Here is a 16,087-nt window from a genome sequence, read left to right on the forward strand (position 1 = left end):
GCCCCCGATGAGCCCCTTTCTCAGCTCCGCTTCCGCTACCGAGGACTGGCGCCACCTGCGGCTCTCGGTGGACGACGGGGTCGCGACCGTCACCCTCGCCCGGCCCGACAAGCTCAACGCGCTGACCTTCGGCGCCTACGCCGACCTGCGCGACCTGCTGGCCGAGCTGTCGAGGGAGCGTTCGGTGCGCGCCATGGTCCTGGCCGGCCAGGGGCGCGGCTTCTGCTCGGGCGGCGACGTGGACGACATCATCGGCGCCACCCTGTCCATGAACACCGCCGAACTCCTCGACTTCAACCGCATGACCGGCCAGGTCGTCCGCGCGATCCGCGAGTGCCCCTTCCCCGTGATCGCCGCCCTGCACGGCGTCGCCGCGGGCGCGGGCGCGGTGCTCGCCCTCGCCGCCGACTTCCGCGTCGCCGACCCCACCGCGCGCTTCGCGTTCCTCTTCACCAGGGTGGGCCTCTCGGGCGGCGACATGGGCGCCGCCTATCTGCTGCCCCGCGTCGTCGGCCTCGGCCACGCCACGCGGCTGCTCATGCTCGGCGAGCCGGTGCGCGCAGCCGAGGCCGAACGCATCGGCCTGCTCAGCGAGTTGACCGAGGAGGGCCGCGCCGACGAACGCGCCGGTGAGCTCGCGCGCCACCTCGCGAACGGCCCCGCCCTCGCCCACGCCCAGACCAAGGCGCTGCTGACCGCCGAACTCGACATGCCGCTCGCGGCCTCCGTCGAACTGGACGCCGCCACCCAGGCCCTCTTGATGAACGGCGAGGACTACGCCGAGTTCCACGCCGCCTTCACCGAGAAGCGGCCCCCGAAATGGCAGGGCCGCTAGCGATGGCCGGCGCCGGGGGCGGGGGCGCCCCGCCGCGGATCGCCGTCATCGGGGGCGGACCGGGCGGTCTGTACGCCGCCGCCCTGCTCAAGCGGCTCGACGCGTCCCGCGAGATCACCCTGTGGGAGCGCAACGCGCCCGACGACACCTTCGGCTTCGGCGTCGTCCTGTCGGACGAGACCCTGGGCGGTATCGAACACGCCGACCCGGCCGTCCACCGGGCACTGCGCGCCGAGTTCGTCCGGTGGGACGACATCGACATCGTGCACCGGGGCAGGAGGCTCACCTCCGGCGGCCACGGCTTCGCGGCCCTCGGGCGGCGCAGGCTCCTGGAGATCCTGCACGAGCGCTGCCGCGGACTCGGCGTCGACCTGCGCTTTCGCGCCGAGGCGCCGCCGGCTGCGGAACTCGCCGCCACCCACGACCTGGTGATCGCCGCCGACGGGGTGCACAGCCCGACCCGCGCGGCGCACGCGGACCACTTCGCGCCCCGCGTCACCCGCCACCGCTGCCGCTACATCTGGCTCGCCGCCGACTTCGCCTTCGACGCCTTCCGCTTCGAGATCGCCGAGACCCCGCACGGCGTGATGCAACTGCACGCCTATCCCTACTCCGCCGCCGCCTCCACGGTCATCGTCGAGATGCGCGAAGAGGTATGGGCGGCCGCCGGGCTCGACGCCCTCGACGAGAAGGCCTCCGCCGACCTCTGCGCCAAGATCTTCTCCGACGCCCTCGGCGGGCGGCCCCTGCGCGGCAACAACTCCTCCTGGACCGCGTTTCGCACCGTGGTCAACGAGCGCTGGGCGTACGGCAACACGGTGCTGCTCGGCGACGCCGCGCACACCGCCCACTTCTCCATCGGCTCCGGCACCAAGCTCGCCGTCGAGGACGCGCTGGCGCTTGCCGCGTGCGTACAGGAACAGCCCGATCTGCCCGCGGCCCTCGCGGCGTACGAGAGCGAGCGCCGGCCCGTCGTGGAGTCGACGCAGCGCGCGGCCGCGGCCAGCCTGCGCTGGTTCGAGGACCTGGCCCTCCATGTCGGCCAACCCGCACGGCAGTTCGCCTTCAACCTCCTCACCCGCAGCCGCCGCGTCACCCACGGCAACCTGCGCCTGCGCGACAGCGGCTTCACCGACGCCGTGGAGCGGGACTTCGGCTGCCCGCCGGGCACCCCGCCCATGTTCACCCCCTTCCGGCTGCGCGGCCTGGAGCTGAAGAACCGCGTGGTCGTCTCGCCCATGGACATGTACTCGGCCGTGGACGGCGTCCCCGGCGACTTCCACCTGGTGCACCTGGGTGCCCGCGCGCTCGGCGGCGCGGGCCTGGTCATGACCGAGATGGTGTGCGTCAGCCCCGAGGGCCGCATCACCCCCGGCTGCGGCGGCCTCTACACCCCCGAACAGGCCGCGGCCTGGCGACGGATCGTCGACTTCGTCCACGCCCAGGCGCCGGGCATCGCCCTCGGCGCTCAGCTCGGCCACTCCGGGCGCAAGGGATCGACCAAGCTGATGTGGGACGGCATGGACCAGCCCCTCGACAGCGGCAACTGGCCCCTGGCCGCCGCCTCGCCCATCCCCTACCGCCCCGGTGTCAACCAGATCCCGCACGCCCTCGACCGCGCCGGACTCACCGCCGTACGCGACCAGTTCACGGCAGCGGCCCGCCGCGCCGCCGACTGCGGATTCGACCTCCTCGAACTGCACTGCGCCCACGGCTACTTGCTCTCCGGATTCCTCTCCCCTCTTACCAATCAACGCACCGACGCCTACGGTGGTTCCCCGGCCGCCCGGCTCCGCTTCCCCCTTGAAGTCTTCGACGCGGTCCGCGCCGTCTGGCCCGCCGAGCGGCCGATGACGGTACGGATCTCCGCCACCGACTGGGCCGAGGGCGGCACCACCGCCGAGGACGCCGTCGAGATCGCCCGCGCCTTCACCGAGCACGGCGCCGACGCCATCGACGTCTCCACCGGCCAGGTCGTCCCCGACGAGCGCCCCGAATTCGGCCGCTCCTACCAGACCCCCTACGCCGACCGGATCCGCGCCGAACTCGGCGTCCCCGTCATCGCGGTCGGCGCCATCTCCTCCTGGGACGACGTCAACTCCCTGCTCCTGGCGGGCCGGGCCGACCTGTGCGCTCTGGCCCGCCCCCACCTGTACGACCCCCACTGGACCCTGCACGCCGCCGCCGAACAGTCCTACACGGGCCCCGGCGCGTCCTGGCCGGCTCCCTACCGGGCGGGCAGCCGCACCCCACCGACGGGCCGCACCGACGCACCCCGCGCCCGCCTCGGACTGAACTGACTCCCATGCGTCTGTGACATCGTCGGTGATCATGACGAACAGCGACTTCCTGGCAGTGGCGCCGCAGTACACCACGACACGCGAACTTCTCGCGGCCTCGGCGCGGCGGCGGGGCATGGAGGTGGAGGTGCTGGCGGCGGGCGACGGCGCGAGCCTTCTGCGCGGCAGGCGGGGCGGCCACTACTACGGCGGGCCCGCCTACGCCGCGGGCACCGCCGACGACCTCGGCGTGGCGCTCCTGGAGCCGACGGACGACTGGCTCACCGCCCTGCCCCGCGACTTCACCCGGCGGCGCGTCACCACGACCACCCTCGAACAGGCGCGCGGCCTGACCGGGCCGGCGTTCGTCAAACCGCCCAGCGACAAGAGCTTCCCGGCCGCCGTCTACGCCGACGGCGGGCGGCTCCCGAGCACCCCCGACTTCCCCGACCTGCCGCCGGATCTGCCGGTCCAGGTCAGTGACGTGGTGACCTGGGCGATGGAGTTCCGCCTCTTCGTGCTGGACGGCGCGGTCCACACGGGTGCGCAGTACGCCACCTTCGGCCGGCTCGACGCCGCTCCCCTGGAAGGACACCGGCGCCGGGGCGCCGTGCTGGAATTCGCCGGCGCCCTCCTGGCCGCCCGCGGGCACACGCTGCCCAGCGCGGTGGTGGTGGACATCGGACTCCTGGCCGCGCCCGGGCACGACGCCGATCCCTGCTGGGCGGTGGTCGAGGCGAACATGGCCTGGTTCAGCAACTGTTACGCCGCCGATCCCGACCGCGCCCTGGACGTCGTCCTGCGGGCGGCCGGCCCCCGGGACCGGGTGGCCGGGCGGGACCTCCCGTTCTGCCGGGACCGGGGTCGGGGCCTGGGCCCGGGCCGTGTCTGAGGGCCCGCCTCAGCCGCGCGGACTCGGCAGCGCCCCGCGCACGAAAGCGGCCCCGGCATCCCGCAGCAGCGCGTGCAGGCCGGTGAAGACGTCGGCGGAGCGGGCGCCGGGCCAGGCCGGGGGCAGCAGGCCGGCGGGCAGGCCCGGGTCGGCGTAGGGCAGGCGGCGCCAGGAGTCCAGGGCGAGCAGGTAGTCGCGGTAGGCGGCTTCCGGCTCGGGGCCCGGGGGACCGGCGGGGGACCGGGCCTGCCAGGCGCGCAGCACCGGCTCGTGCCGGTCAAGGAACTCCTCGTGCTGCCGGGCGATGGCGGGCAGGTCCCACCAGCGGGCGACGGCCTCGGCGGTGGGGGCGAAGCCCAGGTGGTCGCCCTTGAAGAGGTCCACGTACGGAGTGAGGCCGAGGCGTTCCAAAGTGTGCCGCGCCTCGTCGTACAGGCGGCCCGGGGCCAGCCACACGCCGGGCGCGGCCGTGCCGAAGCCGAGCGCGGCCAGACGGGAGCGCAGGAGGTGGCGCCTGCTGCGCTCCGCCTCGGGCACGGAGAACACCGCCAGGACCCAGCCCTCGTCCTCGCGGGGCGCGGGGTGGGCGTAGATGCGCCGGTCGCCGTCGTCCAGGAGCTGGCGCGCGTCCTCGGACAGGGCGTAGCCGGCCGCGCCGAGGGGGGTGGGCCGCGCCATCAGCAGTCCGCGCCTCTTCAGCCGGGACACCGAGGAGCGCACGGACGGCGCGTCGACGCCGACCGCCGCGAGCAGCCGGATGAGTTCGGCGACCGCGAGGGAGCCGGAGATCTCGCGCCCGTAGGCGCCGTACAGGGTCACGATCAGGGATCGGGGGGTGTGCTGCTCGGCCACGTGATCACTCTAGTTCCCGCAGCCGGAAGCGCTGGAGCTTGCCCGTGGGGGTGCGCGGCAGGGCGTCCAGGAAGACGATCTCGCGCGGGCACTTGTAGGGGAACAGTTCGCTCTTCACGTGCTCGCGCAGGCGGGCGGCCGTCTCCTCGCCGCGCGCGACACCGGGCCTGAGCACGCAGTAGGCGACGACGACGTGACCGCGGCGCTCGTCGGGCCGTCCCACCACCGCGGCCTCGGTGACATCGTGGTGGCGCAGCAGCGCGTCCTCGACCTCGGGGCCCGCGATGTTGAACCCGGCGGAGATGATCATGTCGTCGGCGCGGGCCACGTACCGGAAGTAGCCGTCGCTGTCGCGTACGCAGGTGTCGCCCGTGATGTTCCAGCCGTGCCGCACATAGACGCGCTGGCGTTCATCGGCGAGGTAGCGGCAGCCGATGGGGCCGCGCACCGCGAGGAGGCCGGGTTCGCCGTCGGGGACCGGGTTCCCCTCCGCGTCGATGACGCACGCCTGCCAGCCCGGCACGGGTCTGCCGATGGTTCCGGGTCTGATGTCGTCGTCGGCCGCCGAGAGGAAGATGTGCAGCAGTTCCGTCGCGCCGATCCCGTTGATGACGCGTAGACCGGTGCGCTCGTGCCAGGCCCGCCAGGTCGCCGCCGGCAGGTTCTCACCCGCCGATACGCAGCGGCGCAGGGCGCTGATGTCGTACCCGTCCAGTTCGTCGAGCATCACGCGGTAGGCGGTCGGCGCGGTGAACAGGACGGAGACGCGGTGTTCGGCGAGCGCGGGCAACAGCTGCTTGGGGCCCGCCTGTTCGAGCAGCAGCGCCGATGCGCCGGCCCGCAGCGGGAAGACGAGGAGACCGCCGAGACCGAAGGTGAAGCCGAGCGGTGGGCTGCCGGCGAAGACGTCGTCGGGCCTCGGCTTGAGGATGTGCCGCGCGAAGGTGTCGGCGATGGCGAGCACATCGCGGTGCAGGTGCATACAGCCCTTGGGGCGCCCGGTCGTGCCGGAGGTGAAGGCGATCAGGGCCACGTCGTCCGCCGAGGTGTCCACGGCGGTGAACCGTCCGGTGGGCGCGTGCTTGACCAGGTTCAGCAGGTCGTGCGGCTCATCGCCGCCGTACGCCGTGATGCGCAGGCCCGGCGCGTCGGCCCGCTCCAGGTCGGCAAGACAGCGGGCGTCGCACAGCGCGTGGCTGATCCGCGCGATGGAGCACATGACACCCAGCTCGTGGGCGCGCTGCTGGGCCAGGACCGTGACGGCGACCGCGCCCGCCTTCATCACCGCGAGCCAGCAGGCGGCGAGCCACGGTGTGGTCGGCCCGCGCAGCAGCACCCGGTTGCCCGGCACCACGCCGAGCTCGGCGGCCAGGACGTGGGCGATCCCGTCGACCCGGTCGCGCAGCTCACCGTAGGTCCAGACGTCGCCCGCGCCGGTGCGAAAGACGGGCCGGCCGGGACCGAAGCGCGCGATCGTCGCGTCCAGGAGCTCCGCGCCGCAGTTGACCCGCTCGGGGCGGCCGGGGCCCGGCGGTCCGAGCAGCAGACGGGGCCACTGATCGGCGGGCGGCAGGTGGTCGCGGGGAAAGGTGTCGGCGTGCGCTGAGGTCTTCGGCTCCATACGGGATCGCCCCCTTGTCGCCTCTGGAGCGTATCGTTTGGGTGACGGCAGTCAACAGTTCGCGATAGAGCGGCCGCCGGGCGGGGGTGCGGCGCGACCGGTGTTCGTCGGCGCCGTTGTCCGCACCGCGTGGGACAGTCGGAGTCCGAGTAGGAGAGGGGTGGTCATGCCCGCCTTCGCGCTGGAGCCGGACCAGGTGGAATGGTGCGGGGAACTGCGGGAGCTCGCCGGGGCGCGGCTGCGCCCCCTTGCCGACAAGGGTGAGCCCGGCCGGGTCAACCGGCCACTCGTCGAAGCGCTCGGGGAGCTCGGCCTGCTGGCCCGTCTCTTCGATTCCGGCGCCCTGGACCTGTGCCTGATGCGTGAGTCGCTGGCGTACGCGTGCACCGAGGCGGAGACCGCGCTCGCCCTCCAGGGCCTCGGCGCGCACCCGGTCGCCGCCCACGGGACGCCGGCCCAGCGCGAGCGCTGGCTGCCCCAGGTGAGCGCGGGCCGCACCGTGGCCGCCTTCGCGCTCAGCGAGCCGGACGCGGGCTCGGACGCCGCCGCGCTCAGCCTCAAAGCCGAGCCCCAGCAAGGGGGTTGGCGCCTGACGGGGGAGAAGTGCTGGATCTCCAACGCCCCCGAAGCCGACTTCTACACCGTCTTCGCCCGTACGACGCCGGGCGCGGGAGCCCGGGGTGTGACCGCGTTCCTGGTCCCGGCCGACCGGCCAGGACTGAGCGGCGCACCGCTGGACCTGCTCTCTCCGCACGCCATCGGCACCCTCACCTTCGACGGCGTGCCCGTGGACACGGGCGACATCCTGGGCGAGCGGGACGGCGGCTTCCGCGTCGCGATGAACACGCTCAATCTGTTCCGGCCGAGCGTCGGCGCGTTCGCCGTCGGCATGGCGCAGGCGGCGCTGGACGCCACGCTCGCGCACACCGCCGCCCGCACCGCGTTCGGCGGTCCGCTGAAAGACCTCCAGGCCGTCGCCCACCAGGTCGCCGAGATGGCCACCCGCACCGAGGCCGCGCGGCTGTTGGTGTACGCGGCGGCCGCCGCCCACGACCGGGGCGAGCAGGGCATCGCGCGCGGCTCGGCCATGGCGAAGCTGTTCGCCACCGAGACCGCGCAGTACGTCGTGGACGCGGCGGTGCAGTTGCACGGCGCCCGCGCGCTGCGACGCGGGCATCTGCTCGAACACCTCTACCGTGACGTGCGCGCGCCCCGCATCTACGAAGGAGCCAGTGAAGTGCAGCGCACGATCATCGCGAAGGAGCTGTACCGGTGAGCCTGGAGCGGGTCAATCCCGCCGCTCTGTCCCCGGCGACCGGTTTCAGCCACGCCGTCGTCGCCACCGGGTCGCGCCTGGTCTTCCTCGCCGGGCAGACCGCGCTCGCCGCGGACGGCACGGTGATGGGCGCCACCCTGCCCGAGCAGTTCCGCACCGCGCTGACCAACCTGCTCGCGGCGCTGGCGGCGGCGGGAGGCACCCCGGGCGACCTCGCGCGGGTCACCGTGTACGCGACGGACGTCGCCGACTACCGCTCCCGCGCGCGCGAACTGGGCGCGATCTGGCGGGAGTTGGCGGGCCGCGACTATCCGGCGATGGCCGTGATCGGCGCGGTCCGGCTCTGGGACAGCGAGGCCCTGGTCGAACTGGACGGATTCGCCGTCCTCGGCTGAGCGGGACCGGATGGCCGGTGCGGGGCGGCGCACCAGGCTCGCGCGGCGGACCTCTTGTGGCTCCCCTGTGCGGGCCAGTAAAATGTCACACACCACACTAGGGAGTCCGTTCATGACAGCTTCAGCACCCCCGCGCCCGCGTCCCTGGCACGGCATCCTCGTCGCCACCGCGCTGCCCCTGCGCCCCGACCTCTCCATCGACTACACCGCCTATGCCGAGCACGTCCGCTGGCTGATCGCCAACGGCAGCGACGGCGTCGTGCCGAACGGGTCGCTCGGCGAGTACCAGACCCTCACCGACGAGGAGCGCGAACGCGTCGTGCGCACGGCCATCGAGGCGGCCGGTGACGGCGACCGCGTCATGGTGGGCGTCGCCGCCTACGGCAGCGCCGCATCGCGCCGCTGGGCCGAGCACGCGGCCGCCGAGGGCGCGGGCTCCGTCCTGCTGCTGCCGCCCAACGCCTACCGCGCCGACGAGCGTTCGGTGCGGGCCCACTACGCCGAGGTCGCCAAGGCGGGCCTGCCCGTGGTCGCCTACAACAACCCCTTCGACACCAAGGTCGACCTGACGCCCGCCCTGCTGGCCCAACTGCACGCCGACGGCAGCATCGTCGCCGTCAAGGAGTTCAGCGGCGATGTGCGCAGGGCCTACGAGATCGCAGAACTCGCCCCGGGGCTCGACCTGTTGGCGGGCGCCGACGACGTCCTGCTGGAACTGGCCACGGCCGGGGCCGTGGGCTGGATCGCCGGCTACCCCAACGCGCTGCCCGCTTCCTGCGCCGAGCTCTACCACGCGGCGGTCAAGGGCGACCTGGGCAGCGCGCTGCCCCTCTACCGCGCGCTGCACCCGCTGCTGCGCTGGGACTCCAAGACCGAGTTCGTCCAGGCCATCAAGGTGTCCATGGACCTGGCGGGCCGCCCCGGCGGGCCCACCAGGCCGCCGAGGCAGCCGCTGACGGCGGAGCAGGACGCGCTGGTGCGCGCCGCCACCGAGAAGGCCCTCGCCGAGGGCCACCACTAGAGCCAAAGGGAGGCCAACCATGCGGACCCGACACGTCTACCACGCGGTCGACTCGCACACCGAGGGCATGCCGACCCGCGTCATCACCGGCGGGCTCGGCGTCGTGCCGGGCGCCACCATGGCCGAGCGGCGGCGGTACTTCATGGAGCACATGGACCACATCCGTACGCTCCTGATGTACGAGCCGCGCGGCCACGCGGCGATGAGCGGGGCGATCCTCCAGCCGCCCACCCGCCCCGACGCGGACTTCGGCGTTCTGTACATCGAGGTGTCAGGACTGCTGCCGATGTGCGGCCACGGCACCATCGGCGTGGCCACCGTGCTGGTGGAGACCGGCATGGTCGCGGTCACCGAGCCCGTCACCACCGTCCGGCTCGACACCCCGGCCGGCCTGGTGAGCGTGGACGTGCGGGTGGAGGACGGCGCGGCGAAGTCCGTCACGCTGACCAACGTCCCCGCGTTCTGCGCGGCCCTGGACCGCAAGGTGGAGGTCCCCGGGCTCGGCACGGTCACCTACGACCTCGCCTACGGGGGCAACTTCTACGCCTTCGTCGAACTCGACGCGCTCGGTCTGCCCTTCGACCGCTCCCACAAGGGCGAACTGCTCGCCGCCGGACTCGACATCATGGCCGCCATCAACGCCGCCTACGCGCCCGTCCATCCCGAGAACCCGGAGATCACCGGGGTCAAGCACGTCTACCTGGCGGCGCCCGGGTCGGACGCGACGCGCTCGCGGCACGCCATGGCCATCCACCCGGGCTGGTTCGACCGCTCCCCGTGCGGCACCGGAACCTCTGCCCGGATGGCCCAGCTGCACGCCCGGGGCGCCCTCCCGCTCCACCGCGACTTCACCAATGAGTCCTTCATCGGTACGGAGTTCACCGGGCGGCTGGTGGACCGGGCCTCGGTCGGCCCCTACCCCGCCGTCGTGCCCCAGGTCACCGGCCGGGCCTGGATCACCGGGACCGCGCAGTACTTCCTGGACCCGGCCGACCCCTTCCCCGCGGGCTTCCTCCTCTAGCTTGATCTTTAACGACCGGCGGCGAATGCTGCCTCGAACTTGACCCCTCGGTTCGGTAATCGGCATACGTCAGAGCGGCCTTCGGCTGAACATGTGCTCCGACCAAGGAACACACACGTCCAGCACGAAGGCCGTGAGGATGAGTCTGCTGCACCACGATGTCCGGCGAGAGTCGTTGGCTGAACTGTCATGCTTCCGGGGCGAGTTCTGCTCCTGCCTCACCGCGCGTTCGGACGCGTTGTTCGAGCTGACCGATGCTGTTCTGTGCGGTGACGGGCCGGTGAAGTCGCTGGCCGAGCTGTCCCTGGTGGGTGAACACCCAGTCCGGCCGGCGGCAAGGAGCCCGGCGAGGCCGGCGTCGCGACACCACCGCCCGGGCGGGCGGGTGGCCGCGACGCCGGCCTTGTCGCGCGTCGGCGAAAGGGAGGTGTTTCGGTCGTATCACGGGTGATCGACACGACCGCGTACGCCTCGCGGAGCCGTCCGCGCCCCCGCGTCACGCAGCATCAATGCCGTCAACTTCCTTGTTCGCGCGGCACGTTGAGTTTTGGCCAGACGTGGTGATCGGCGTCTGGAGACCTTTTCGATTGCGTCGATAGTTGTTAGGTTCGCGCAGTCGTATGCCCCAGCTCGGTCAAGAGTGAGCGGAGAAGGTACATCCTGCGCAAGGAACGGCAAGACAAAGACACCCCGATGTCAGGGAGCTGAAACCCTCCGGCCTGTCGGGCACCGCGTCTTCTCGGAAGGACCCGGGAGGCGCGACGCGGCCGGGACGCCTCGCTTCTTTGCTGTCCGGCCGACCGGCTGGACATGGGGCACCTCTCGCGGCGGGCGCCGCGAAGTGACGGCGGTCCCGAAGGCCCGGTCCCGGTCTCCCATCCATAGATCACGCGTGGTCGTCGCGGTTCGATGAGAGGTGATGATGGAAGAGCGCTTGGACGCCGGCCCACGGGCGGGATCCTCCCCCAGAATCCGGGAGCGGGTCGAGATCGCCCTGAACATCGGCCCGCGTGCCCCCCTGAACGCGGAGATGATCAGTTTTCAAGGGCTCGCCGACGACGGCGAGCACTTGGCCATCAGGCTGGGAGAGCCCGGCGGCGGGGTGCCGCTCGTGCGTCTGCACTCGGAGTGCCTGACCGGAGACGTGTTCGGTTCGGTGCGCTGCGACTGCGGGCCCCAGCTGCACGAGGCCCTGACCAAGATCGCGAGCCGGGGCGGCTATCTGCTCTATCTGCGCCAGGAGGGCCGGGGCATCGGCCTGTACAACAAGCTGGACGCCTACCGGCTCCAGGACCAGGGGTACGACACCTACGCGGCCAACCGCATGCTGGGCCGCAGCGGCGACGAACGCGACTACACCGTGGCCGCCCAGATCCTGCGCTGCCTCGGCGTCGAGAAGATCGACCTGCTCACCAACAACCCCGACAAGGTCGAGCAACTGCGCCGCAACGGCGTGCTGTTGCGCGCCGTGGAATCCACCGATGTGCATTCCAATCCCAGTAACGCCCGCTATCTCGAAGCCAAGGTCAACGTGGCGCAGCACGCCATCGAGCTCGGGAGTACGTACTGAGATGATCCAGCACCGAGGACCGATCAGTGGCGTCGCCGCCCACAAGGACACCTTCGTGGCGACCGCCGGCTACGACAACCAGGTCATTCTGTGGCGGGCGGACGACAAGACCCCGCTGGCCCGGGCCACCCACGACCATCTGGCCAACCAAGTGGTGTTCAGCCCGGACGGCCGGCACCTGCTCACCTCGTCGAGCGACTACACCGCGCGCCTGTGGTCCGTGCCGGACCTCAAGCTCCTCGCGGTCTTCTCCGACCACGACGACGACGTGGAGATGGCCGTCTTCCACCCCACCGAACCCCTCGTGGCCACCGCGTCGCGCGACCACCGCGTCCGGGTGTACGGCTTCGACGGACGGCTGCGCCACGTGTTCGCGGGACACACCGCCGACGTCATCTCGGTGGCCTGGTCCCACCCCGGTCCCGGCGGGAGCGAGGCGGAGCTGGTCTCCTCCAGCGACGACGGCACCATCCGCAGGTGGTCCCCGGCCACCGGCGGCCCGGTCGGCGAGATCGACCTGGGCGGCGTGGAGACGGACACCGTGGCCCTGGCCGCCGACGGCACCACCTACGCCGGAAACGACGAGGGCCAGATCATCGTCATCGACGAACACGGCACCCACCTCCACCCGGCGCACGAGGCGGGCATCAAACGGCTGGTCCTTCAGAGCGCCAACGGCCTTCTGGTGAGCCTGAGTTACGACCGTACGATGCGGGTGTGGGACACCGCCGACGGGCTGCGGCCCATCGCCTCCGCCGCGCTGCCCAGCGAGGTGTGGCCGAGGTCGTGCGCGTTTCTGGGCGACTCGACGCTGGTCTTCGCGACCTTCGGATCGAGCTATGCCACCTACCGCATCGACCAGGAGAGCTGGGACCTCCAAGGGGTCGAGCCCACCGGCGGCGTCAACGCCGTCATCCAGCGGGGCGGGGCCACCTTGGCCATCGGTGACGCGGGCATCCTGCGCGAGGACGGCCAGGAGCGCACGCGTCTTGGCAGTCTGTGCAACTTCCTCGTGCAGGTGGGGGAGCGGGTGCTGACCGGCGGCCAGATGGGCGTCCTGTTCGACGCGCTCACCGGGGAAGCCCTCCACCAGCACCGCTCGCCGCTCAACTGTGGCGCCGCGTTCACCCGCGAGGGCCGCCCGCACGTGGTGATCGGGGCGTACACCGGCGAAGGCCTCGTGTTCTCGCTGGACGACGACGGCAAGCTCGTCTTCGAGCGGACACTCCCGCTGCACGCCAACGCCGTCAAGGACGTCGCGGTCTTCGACGACGTCATCTTCTCCGTGTGCGCCGACACCGGCGCCGCCTGGTTCTCCACCGCCGACTTCACCGAGACGGCGCGCCTGGATGCCGCGCACGACCGCATCGCCAACGGCTGCGCGGCGCTCGGCCCCGGCTGCTTCGCCAGCATCAGCCGCGATCTGAGACTGCGGATCTGGACCGGGACCTCGGCCCGGACCCTGACGACGCCGCACGACCACTCGGTGAAGTGCGTCGCGGCGTCCAGCGACGGCCGTCTGATCGCCACCGCCGCCTACAACGGTCTGGTGGCCGTCTACGACCGCGACAGTGACCGCTGGCCCGTCGTGGTGCGCCCGACCACCGCGGGCATCTCCTGTCTGCACTTCGACGCGGACCGTCGGCGCTGGCTGGCCGGCTCCTACGACGGATCGGTCTACGAGATACCCGTGGCGACCGGATGAGCGCCCGGGCCAACCCCAACACGCTCGGCGACCGCGAGGCCATGGGTCTGCCCGAGACCTTCGTGCACCGCCCCTGGCTCTCGCCCGCCGCCTGCCGCCACCTGTACGGCAAGGCGCCCGACGAGCTGGTCGCCGCCCTGGAGGACGCGGCACTGCCCCTGGCGGAGCGCTGCGCGGCCGGCGCTCTGCTCGCCCTCCTTGGCGACCCGAGGATCGACCCCCTGGCGCCCGCCATGGTCGAGGTGCCCGGCGCCCGGGTGACGCTCGGCCTGCCGGCCGGGCGGGTCGAGGAGGTGGCCGCCGCGTGGAGCCACGTCGGGGTGCTGGCGGAGTGGATCGCGAAGGAGACCCCCGCGCACGAGGTGGAGATCGCGGGCTTTTGGCTGGCCCGGTACCCGGTGACCAACCTGGAGTACCGCCACTTCGCCGAGGAGACCAACACCCGCTGGCTGCCCACCAGTTGGCAGTTCGGGATCTACCCGGCCCACCTCGCCAACCATCCCGTGTGGACCGTGCCGCCCGAGGCCGCCGACGCCTACGCCCAGTGGCTCGGGCAGCGGACCGGGCGCCGTTTCAGGCTGCCCACGGAGGCCGAGTGGGAGTACGCGGCCGGCGGCGGGGACGGACGGGAGTACCCCTGGGGAGAGCACTGGGATCCGCACCTGGCCAACACCGCCGAGGCCGGGCCGCTGGGCACCACACCCGTCGGCGTCCACGGACCGGGCCGAAGCCCCTTCGGCGCCGACGACCTCGCGGGCAACGTCGAGGAGTACGTGGCCGACGACTACCGGCCCTACCCCGGCGGACCGCACATCGCCGACGACCTTTTGCGCGAGCGGGGCGGCTACCGGATCGCGCGCGGCGGCAGCTTCACCCGGTTCGGGGACCTGGCCCGCTGCCGCCGCCGGCACGGCCGGTACGGCAAGGCGATCTACGCCATGGGATTTCGACTCGCGGAGACGCCATGAAACACATCGAAGCCCTGGACGCTCCCTATGAGTTCACCCCCGACGACCCGGTGGACCACGCCGCGCTCCAAGCCGCCCACCCCGCGTTCGCGGACTTCGCGGCCAAGCTCGGCAACACCTCCCTCATCGCCGTGCCGGGGCCGCCGGGCGGCGCGCAGGTGCTCGCCAAGTGCGAGTGGGAGAACCCGTCCGGATCCGTCAAGGACCGCGTCGCCTACGCGATGCTCGCGCGCGCCGTCCACGAACACGGCGACCTGCCCCTGACGCGGTTGAGCGTCCTTGAGTACTCCGGCGGGACGCTCGCCCGCTCCCTGGCCCGGCTGTGCGCCGGGCTCGGCGTCCGCGCGCGGTTCGTGCTGTCCTCCGCGAGCCCGCGCAGCCTCCTGGACGACCTGGCCGCCGACGGCGCGAGCGTGGTCCTGGTCGACAAGGACGCCGGCTTCATCGCGGTGATCCGTACCGCCCTCGACCTCGCCGCGCGCGATCCCGGCGTCCGGCTGCTCTACCAGCACCGCAACCCCGCCAACCTGGCGATGCACCAGCGCACCACGGGCGCCGAACTGCTCGATCAGCTCGCCGGGCGCGCCCCGGCCGCCTGGGTCGCCTCGATCGGCACGGGCGGCACCCTGATCGGCACGCTTCGCGCGCTGCGCGAGCGCCACCCGGACGTGCGGGCCATCGGCGTCACCCCCGACGAGCTGCCCTACGGCAGCCCCGAGCCGCCCAACGGCCTGCCCAAATACGCTGGTTCCGGGGGATTCGGGGACGGCATCCGTCAGCCGTTCGTCACCCTGCACGAGCACGAGGTGGAACACCACACCGTCTCCTACCCCCAGTGCCTGACCGCGATGGCCGACTTCCACGAGCGCACCGGCCTGCGCATCGGCAGCTCCGCCGCCGCCAACTGGCTCATCAGCTGCCGGATCGCGGCCGGCCTCACCCCGGCCGAGACGGTCGTCACGGTCTTCCCGGACGCCGGCACCCCGGAGGAATGGAGGCGGATCTCCTGATGGCCGACCGCGACGACTACGGGGCGGTGCTGCGCCACGCCTTCCAGGTCATCTACGACGACGGCCGGGACTCCTGGACCGCCGAGCCCGAGATGCGGCAGCTGACCGAACTGCTGCACCAGTGGATCGAGCCCGGCAGCCGCGTCCTGGACGTGGGGGCCGGACGCGGCCTCGACACCCGGCGCCTGCTCGCCCTCGGCCACCGAGTGGTCGGCGTCGACCTCATCGACCTGCCCGAGTGGAAGGAACTCGCCGGACAGTGGGGGGAGCGGGTCTCGTTCGTGCTCGGTGACGTCACCGCCGTCACTGACCCCGAGGGCTTCGACGCCGTCATGGACAACGGCGCCCTGCACCACCAGCACCCTGCGGACTACCAGAAGTACCTGGAGCGGCTGCGCCAGGCCCTGCGGCCCGGCGGTGTCCTCGCCATCAGCCTCTTCGTGCGCCCGCCGGAGGAACCCCAGGGGCTGCTGCGCGAGAGCCCCAACGGGCGCCTGGCCCGCGAGTTCACCCGGGCGGAGGCCGTGGAGCTCCTGGCCGGCGCCGGATTCGCCGTGCTCGCCGAGCGCCGGGTGCCCCGCAGCAGCCGGTCCGACTGGGCGTATCTCCTGCTGATCGCCCGGGCCCGCGAGAGCGGCTGAG

The 16,087-nt window shown here is 72.5% G+C and carries 14 protein-coding genes and 1 pseudogene; 13 read left to right on the top strand and 2 right to left on the bottom strand.

Annotated features, from left to right (window positions below):
- Positions 1 to 7: 7 nt before the first annotated feature.
- From ABR738_RS30630 to ABR738_RS30640, 3 genes are read left to right on the top strand one after another with little or no spacing between them, the layout of a single operon-like run.
- On the top strand, positions 8 to 835 hold the full coding sequence (locus ABR738_RS30630; protein WP_350233178.1) for an enoyl-CoA hydratase family protein: 828 nt from the start codon (positions 8 to 10) through the stop codon (positions 833 to 835).
- Positions 820 to 3,135 carry a bifunctional salicylyl-CoA 5-hydroxylase/oxidoreductase gene (locus tag ABR738_RS30635; RefSeq protein ID WP_350233179.1) on the top strand — a complete coding sequence of 772 codons (2,316 nt, stop codon included), beginning with the start codon at positions 820 to 822 and terminating at the stop codon, positions 3,133 to 3,135. Before ABR738_RS30630 ends, ABR738_RS30635 begins: the two co-directional genes overlap by 16 nt.
- Positions 3,136 to 3,166: 31 nt before the next feature.
- Positions 3,167 to 4,006, top strand: coding sequence for an ATP-grasp domain-containing protein (locus ABR738_RS30640; protein WP_350233180.1), 840 nt, complete (start codon positions 3,167 to 3,169; stop codon positions 4,004 to 4,006).
- Positions 4,007 to 4,015: 9 nt separating this feature from the next.
- Here the strand turns inward: ABR738_RS30640 and ABR738_RS30645 are convergent, their stop codons facing one another.
- Together ABR738_RS30645 and ABR738_RS30650 are read right to left on the bottom strand one after the other, a co-directional pair.
- Positions 4,016 to 4,858, bottom strand: coding sequence for a PaaX family transcriptional regulator (locus ABR738_RS30645; RefSeq protein ID WP_350233181.1), 843 nt, complete (start codon positions 4,856 to 4,858; stop codon positions 4,016 to 4,018).
- A 4-nt stretch (positions 4,859 to 4,862) separates the two neighbouring features.
- Positions 4,863 to 6,479, bottom strand: coding sequence for an AMP-binding protein (locus tag ABR738_RS30650; protein ID WP_350233182.1), 1,617 nt, complete (start codon positions 6,477 to 6,479; stop codon positions 4,863 to 4,865).
- Between the two features lie 166 nt (positions 6,480 to 6,645).
- Here ABR738_RS30650 and ABR738_RS30655 point away from each other — a divergent pair, with 166 nt between their 5' ends.
- From ABR738_RS30655 to ABR738_RS30700, 10 genes and pseudogenes are all read left to right on the top strand, one after another.
- Entirely contained in the window at positions 6,646 to 7,755 is a 1,110-nt protein-coding gene (locus tag ABR738_RS30655) for an acyl-CoA dehydrogenase family protein (protein ID WP_350233183.1), read from the top strand.
- Complete coding sequence (locus ABR738_RS30660) at positions 7,752 to 8,150, top strand: RidA family protein (protein ID WP_350233184.1); 399 nt, start codon at positions 7,752 to 7,754, stop codon at positions 8,148 to 8,150. Before ABR738_RS30655 ends, ABR738_RS30660 begins: the two co-directional genes overlap by 4 nt.
- A gap of 112 nt (positions 8,151 to 8,262) precedes the next feature.
- Entirely contained in the window at positions 8,263 to 9,171 is a 909-nt protein-coding gene (locus ABR738_RS30665; RefSeq protein WP_350233185.1) for a dihydrodipicolinate synthase family protein, read from the top strand.
- 19 nt (positions 9,172 to 9,190) lie between these two features.
- On the top strand, positions 9,191 to 10,192 hold the full coding sequence (locus ABR738_RS30670) for a proline racemase family protein (protein WP_350233186.1): 1,002 nt from the start codon (positions 9,191 to 9,193) through the stop codon (positions 10,190 to 10,192).
- A 139-nt stretch (positions 10,193 to 10,331) separates the two neighbouring features.
- A pseudogene (locus ABR738_RS30675) lies at positions 10,332 to 10,511 on the top strand (NF041680 family putative transposase); the annotation flags it as partial.
- A gap of 600 nt (positions 10,512 to 11,111) precedes the next feature.
- Positions 11,112 to 11,762 (top strand): GTP cyclohydrolase II, encoded by a 651-nt coding sequence (locus tag ABR738_RS30680; protein ID WP_350233187.1) that lies wholly within the window; start codon positions 11,112 to 11,114, stop codon positions 11,760 to 11,762.
- Between the two features lies 1 nt (position 11,763).
- Entirely contained in the window at positions 11,764 to 13,467 is a 1,704-nt protein-coding gene (locus ABR738_RS30685) for a WD40 repeat domain-containing protein (RefSeq protein ID WP_350233188.1), read from the top strand.
- Positions 13,464 to 14,435 carry a formylglycine-generating enzyme family protein gene (locus tag ABR738_RS30690; protein ID WP_350233189.1) on the top strand — a complete coding sequence of 324 codons (972 nt, stop codon included), beginning with the start codon at positions 13,464 to 13,466 and terminating at the stop codon, positions 14,433 to 14,435. Before ABR738_RS30685 ends, ABR738_RS30690 begins: the two co-directional genes overlap by 4 nt.
- Complete coding sequence (locus ABR738_RS30695) at positions 14,432 to 15,445, top strand: PLP-dependent cysteine synthase family protein (RefSeq protein WP_350233190.1); 1,014 nt, start codon at positions 14,432 to 14,434, stop codon at positions 15,443 to 15,445. The genes ABR738_RS30690 and ABR738_RS30695 overlap by 4 nt, the downstream gene beginning before the upstream one ends.
- Positions 15,427 to 16,086, top strand: coding sequence for a class I SAM-dependent methyltransferase (locus ABR738_RS30700; RefSeq protein ID WP_350233191.1), 660 nt, complete (start codon positions 15,427 to 15,429; stop codon positions 16,084 to 16,086). Before ABR738_RS30695 ends, ABR738_RS30700 begins: the two co-directional genes overlap by 19 nt.
- Position 16,087: the final 1 nt, after the last annotated feature.

It is taken from the genome of Streptomyces sp. Edi4, from assembly GCF_040253615.1.
Lineage (GTDB): Bacteria > Actinomycetota > Actinomycetes > Streptomycetales > Streptomycetaceae > Streptomyces.

Bases quoted from the DNA above. Each gene is read 5' to 3' on its own strand.
- ABR738_RS30630 (WP_350233178.1), top strand. From the start codon at position 8: ATGAGCCCCTTTCTCAGCTCCGCTTCCGCTACCGAGGACTGGCGCCAC.
- ABR738_RS30635 (WP_350233179.1), top strand. From the start codon at position 820: ATGGCAGGGCCGCTAGCGATGGCCGGCGCCGGGGGCGGGGGCGCCCCG.
- ABR738_RS30640 (WP_350233180.1), top strand. From the start codon at position 3,167: ATGACGAACAGCGACTTCCTGGCAGTGGCGCCGCAGTACACCACGACA.
- ABR738_RS30650 (WP_350233182.1), bottom strand. From the start codon at position 6,479: ATGGAGCCGAAGACCTCAGCGCACGCCGACACCTTTCCCCGCGACCAC.
- ABR738_RS30655 (WP_350233183.1), top strand. From the start codon at position 6,646: ATGCCCGCCTTCGCGCTGGAGCCGGACCAGGTGGAATGGTGCGGGGAA.
- ABR738_RS30665 (WP_350233185.1), top strand. From the start codon at position 8,263: ATGACAGCTTCAGCACCCCCGCGCCCGCGTCCCTGGCACGGCATCCTC.
- ABR738_RS30670 (WP_350233186.1), top strand. From the start codon at position 9,191: ATGCGGACCCGACACGTCTACCACGCGGTCGACTCGCACACCGAGGGC.
- ABR738_RS30680 (WP_350233187.1), top strand. From the start codon at position 11,112: ATGATGGAAGAGCGCTTGGACGCCGGCCCACGGGCGGGATCCTCCCCC.
- ABR738_RS30685 (WP_350233188.1), top strand. From the start codon at position 11,764: ATGATCCAGCACCGAGGACCGATCAGTGGCGTCGCCGCCCACAAGGAC.
- ABR738_RS30690 (WP_350233189.1), top strand. From the start codon at position 13,464: ATGAGCGCCCGGGCCAACCCCAACACGCTCGGCGACCGCGAGGCCATG.
- ABR738_RS30695 (WP_350233190.1), top strand. From the start codon at position 14,432: ATGAAACACATCGAAGCCCTGGACGCTCCCTATGAGTTCACCCCCGAC.
- ABR738_RS30700 (WP_350233191.1), top strand. From the start codon at position 15,427: ATGGAGGCGGATCTCCTGATGGCCGACCGCGACGACTACGGGGCGGTG.